Annotated in this window: 3 protein-coding genes and 1 pseudogene; 3 read left to right on the top strand and 1 reads right to left on the bottom strand. The window is 27.4% G+C overall.

Annotated features, from left to right (window positions below):
* Positions 1 to 776: 776 nt before the first annotated feature.
* The 3 genes from HMPREF3265_RS12800 to HMPREF3265_RS02715 are packed head-to-tail and all read left to right on the top strand — an operon-like array spanning position 777 to position 4,362.
* Positions 777 to 2,072, top strand: a complete 1,296-nt coding sequence (locus HMPREF3265_RS12800) for a Mur ligase family protein (RefSeq protein ID WP_256323909.1) — start codon at positions 777 to 779, stop codon at positions 2,070 to 2,072.
* Positions 2,073 to 2,105: 33 nt separating this feature from the next.
* Entirely contained in the window at positions 2,106 to 2,828 is a 723-nt protein-coding gene (locus HMPREF3265_RS12795; RefSeq protein ID WP_256323908.1) for a hypothetical protein, read from the top strand.
* Between the two features lie 22 nt (positions 2,829 to 2,850).
* Positions 2,851 to 4,362: a glycosyltransferase family 4 protein gene (locus HMPREF3265_RS02715; RefSeq protein WP_000640645.1), complete on the top strand. Its 1,512-nt coding sequence runs from the start codon at positions 2,851 to 2,853 to the stop codon at positions 4,360 to 4,362.
* Between the two features lie 159 nt (positions 4,363 to 4,521).
* Here HMPREF3265_RS02715 and HMPREF3265_RS02710 read toward each other — a convergent pair.
* Positions 4,522 to 4,822 (bottom strand): annotated as a pseudogene (locus HMPREF3265_RS02710) (poly(glycerol-phosphate) alpha-glucosyltransferase); the annotation flags it as partial.

Genomic DNA, 4,822 nt, shown 5'->3' with positions numbered 1-4,822 from the left:
AACCTATTTTTTAGTTTTATTTATGATACGCCTCTGCGTATCAGATAATGATGCGGTTTTTAATTATTGATAAGGATTGCCATACTTATTACAATACTCATAGAAGCCTCTTTGATACATATAGATTTGCCTTTCAATATTTTCTTTACTATCAAATTCAAGTCCTTTTAAAATGAGTTCGGCAAACTCTAATGCTGCCGTTCCATTAGCAGTAACTAAATTTCGATCTTTTTCTGTAATAATTCAACAAATTTATGCTTTAACAACTTTAAAAAAGACAATTTCACTATTGAGCTCTTAGATTATAAGTTCAGTAGCACAAATTGCAAATGCTCTATCTAATTCTGTGACTGTTTTAATAAAACGTTAACATTTATCCTCACTTAACTCTATCACATCATAATTCATTAACAGATTGACGAACTTATCTGTGTCTATGATTGTATTGTGATTTATCCAAGTTTTTATATTTTTAAGCCCTTCTTCCAAGCTTTCATTGATACCAACATAATCAATAATTAATCAATCTCACTAACCTATTTTTAAATATACTATTAACTTGTGCAATAGTTGCATTAAATGAAATGTGATGTATATTGATTAATCATATACATCACATTCCATCATTATGGAATAGTATCGAATTTTAAACTAATATGAATATATAAGTCATTAAGTTTCAAAAATTTTTCAAATCATTTCAGTATATCAACATGCTATACTATATATATATTTAGAAATTAAACACAATTTTACATTTTATAAAGGAGTACAAAATGTCATTAACAATTAAAGAACTTCATAATATTTTAGGAGGTAATCTCCTTGATGCTGAAGGTAAAGAGGACAATGTTATAAATAATTTTGAGAATTGGTTCCCCTTTATTCATAATAAAAGCACAGCCTACATATCGCCCAATAAGCATACATGGAGACGTTTTGGTAGAGATGCAAACGCAAAAGAAGGTAATGAATATATAAAGAAGGATAAGGAAGATTTAGGATTAATTATTACTGAAACCTATGTTCCTGACATGAAGTTTAAAACTCCTCAATTAGTTATCAATGATTCTGCAAACACACTAACTAAATTAGCTGAAGAAATGAGACTACAGTATAAACACCCTGTTGTTGCTATAACAGGATCAATGGGAAAAAGTTCAACTAGAATGCTGATAAGTGCTGGTCTTAAAGATTATTATCCTCTTCAAAATAGATTTAATAATAACATAAGATCCGCAGTATATTTATTATTATGCAAAATGATTAGACAACCAAATTTTGCTGTTTTAGAAGTATCATTAAACGCATTAAATGCAGTTGGTAATTCATCATATTTAATAAAACCAAATATTGCTATAGTTACTGGTATAGGTGCTGCTCATATGTCTACATTTAAAGATATTCTAAATATTGTAGAAGTGAAAGCAAGTATTTTTGATGGTTTAACTCCTGAGGGAGTAGCAATAATTAATAAAGATACATTACATTCAGATATATTAATCGAACGCGCCAAACAAAATACAAGTAATGTTATTACTTATAGTACACATGACTCTAGCGCAACAATTTGTCCTAAATCTATTCAATATAGTAAAGGCTATACAGTTATAACAATTGATTTTAACGGACAAAAATATACTTATAGAATTAATTCAATAAGTGACGGTATGGTTGAAAACTCTCTAGCCACATTTGCTACATTATCGCATTTAGATATACCACTAGAAAGAGCCTTAGAGAACTTAAGTACATTTAAACCATTTGAAAAAGTTTTAAACCTAAAAGAAGTTGAAACACCTAACTATAAAGTTAACTTAATAGATGATACACACAACGCTTCATTACCAGCAATGATTAATGCTATAAAAGCATTTAATACTCAAACAAAATTTTTTAAAGGTAATAAAATTATTGCGATTGGGCAAATTAGTGACTTAGGTAAGCACTCTAAATCATTGCATTTGCAATTAGTTGATGTTCTAGAAAATAGTAATGCAGATTATATTCTATGTATGGATGATGCTTTAAAGAGTGTCGTTACAGGAGTAAAAAGCAAAAATATAACATGATATTCTAATAGACATCTATTAGAAAAAGATTTATTGTACCTAAATAAACCAGATTCATTAACTCTATTAAAATCATCAGCAGGTGGTACAGAATTTCCAAAATTAGCAAAAGAATTACCTGAGAAATTAAATAAATATAATATTAATAATTCGAACACTTCTTTATTTGATGGTCAATCCTTGAACGGTCGCAGTTATATGATTATTGATGAAAATTATAATGTCATTGAATCTCATAACAGAGAACATTCAGGTACAATTGAAGGCTTAGGCCCTATCTTTAATTATTTAAAAGCTATAGATGATAATGTATCAGAAGATACAATTTTTATTGCTAACTGGGCAACAAATAACAAACTTTATTATGAAGGAAAAGAAACGACAACTTACGAATTGATGAAAGCCATGCTTAATTCACCTATGTATACACCTTCTTATGAATTATCTAAGTATTTATTTGAAAACGGTCCAAAGCGCGATGAATATATCAATTCAAAAATAGAACATTTAAGTCTTTCAAATTCTGTAGCAATAAATTTAACTGGACGTCATACTATGAGAGAACGACAAAACTTCACTGTTGACGACTTATTTAAAATTTTAAAAGCATATAAAAATACCCTATTTAAATTTACTAACGAAATAATTATTGGCAGGAAATATAATAGCGGTATTATAAAAGATAAAGATAAATTTATTATATTTACCTCTTACCCAAACTTAAATGAAATTAAAAATAAACTAAATAATAAATAACAAAAAATGAGGTTGAATTAAAATGATATATTCAGTAGGGAATAGGTTAGGAAATAAATTAACCGGAATTGAAAAAGCGATGATTAATAGACACAACTTATTTAAAAATCACTCGATAACTAGTAAATTGATTTTTGCATCGTGGTCACCTCGTTTACATTTTAATGCAAGTCTATTTCAAATTGAAGATGACGATATATTAAGCTTATATGATGTGCTACAAGACAGTATAAATATAAAAAGCATCCATAAGGACTGGATCACTCATTGGACTAAAGAGTGTAATTATACACTAAAATTTATTGAAAATACCAATGATATAAAGATATATGAAAAAAGCAACTATAGAATGTATGTCCATTTTAATGATAGTAATTACCAACATTTGGATTACATAAATCATTTTGATGTAAATCAACGTAAAATACGTCGAGATCTATATGATTCAAGAGGCTTTTTAAGTTGTTCAAGAACTTTAACAACAAATCAAAAAGTAGTTTGTGAACATTATTACACTCCTGAAGGTACTATAAAGTTCCAAAAATTTTTTAATCCAGAACTTGAAAATTCACAATCACAACTTATTATTTATAACACCGATTCTCAACTTAAGTATTTTAATAATGATCAGGAATTACTAGCATTTGCAATTGAAAAATTGTATAAAAATGGAGATATTTTCCTGAGTGATAAAAATATAAATACTGCACCAATATTCAATAATACTAGTGAAACAATACCTGTTTTAGCTGTTTTGCATAGTACTCATGTCAAGAATATTGACATGGTATATGAATCGGATATCAAAAATACTTATAAACATGTTTTTAACAATCTAAATAGATACTCTGGGATAATTGTATCGACTAAACAGCAACAATTGGATATATCAGCTCGAATAAATAATGAAATCCCTGTTCATACTATACCAGTAGGATATATTGATGAACATTTTACTAATTTAAAAAGAAATAATCATAGTATAAATAATAATAAAATTATTTCCGTTGCACGTTATTCTCCTGAAAAACAGTTGAATCATCAAATTGAATTAGTTTCTAAATTAATTAAAGAATTTCCTAACATCCAACTACATTTGTATGGGTTTGGTAAAGAAGAAGAAAAATACAAGCAACTAATCACTGAATATAATTTAGAAAACAATGTGTTTTTACGAGGGTTTAGAAGAAATTTAAGTGCTGAGATTCAAGATGCTTATATGTCTCTAATTACTAGTAATATGGAAGGATTTAATTTAGGTTTATTAGAAACTATAACTGAAGGCATACCTCCAGTTGGCTATAATTCGAAGTATGGTCCTTCCGAATTAATATTAAATAATGAAAATGGTTATTTAATTAACAAAAATGATAAAGATGAATTATATAATCGAGTGCGAAACCTATTATTAGATAAGACTTTAAGAGATACTTTTTCTCAAGAATGTATCAAGCACTCTAAAGCTTTTTCAAGTAAAATTGTTATGAAGTTATGGGAAGATAGATTTTCTACAATTAATTCAAGTTATGAATAGCTCACATGTTGTTTAGTTTTTTCAGTTATTCTTTATGAAATTAGAATTTTAGTTATATGAAAAATAATTATTAAAGAGCAAATTAAAAATGGTTGATTTCGTTTTTATGTAAATCAACCATTTTTTGTAAGTCATTAATTTAAATTTCAAATACTTATTTTACCTATTAAATGCAAGCTGATATTGTACATATCCAGATAAATAATGTTCGATATCATCAATTCGAACACGATAACCGTGGTGTTTAATAAAGAAACTTCCTAGTATTCTTGATGGGTTTTTAAAATACATAGCAATTTCAGGATAAAAGAATCCAACTCTTTGATAATCTGCTCTAATATTAATTACATCTATCAAATATTGTTCATCTATTAAATTGTTTACCAATTCCTCGCGACCCGTATCTTTCGCTTTTTGAACTAATCTATATGTGGCCATTAACATTTCTAAGAATGTTGGA

Origin of the sequence: Staphylococcus sp. HMSC62B09 (assembly GCF_001839115.1) — a bacterium.
Taxonomy (GTDB): Bacteria; Bacillota; Bacilli; order Staphylococcales; family Staphylococcaceae; genus Staphylococcus; species Staphylococcus haemolyticus.
This window is presented reverse-complemented; position numbering and strand designations above follow the sequence as displayed.